This is a genomic window from Bradyrhizobium sp. sGM-13, from assembly GCF_018398875.1.
Taxonomy (GTDB): Bacteria; Pseudomonadota; Alphaproteobacteria; order Rhizobiales; family Xanthobacteraceae; genus Bradyrhizobium.
The window spans coordinates 1-278 of sequence record NZ_JAGWDK010000285.1; the positions used below are offsets into that span (position 1 = coordinate 1).

At 58.3% G+C, this 278-nt stretch carries 1 protein-coding gene; it reads left to right on the top strand.

What is annotated here, in order from left to right; genetic code table 11:
• Nucleotides 1–278: M24 family metallopeptidase (locus tag KJQ96_RS39075; protein ID WP_213291228.1), on the top strand; the 278-nt coding region annotated here is incomplete at both ends.

Here is a 278-nt window from a genome sequence, read left to right on the forward strand (position 1 = left end):
AGCCATGCTGGAGGTGATTGCACATCACGGACCGGGCAGCGCGAAGGCGGCAATGGCAGAAGCGCTTCGAATCGCAGAGGTGAAACGCGGACTAACGTTCGAATACTGTCTCATTGCTTGCGGAGCAAATCACAACCGGGCACCGTCGGATGCGCGCTGGCAAGAAGGTGACGTGCTGTCGCTCGATTCCGGTGGCAATTTTCAAGGCTACATCGGGGACGTGGCGCGGATGGCACTTTTGGGGCAGCCAGACAACGAGTTGAATGACCTGCTCTCTG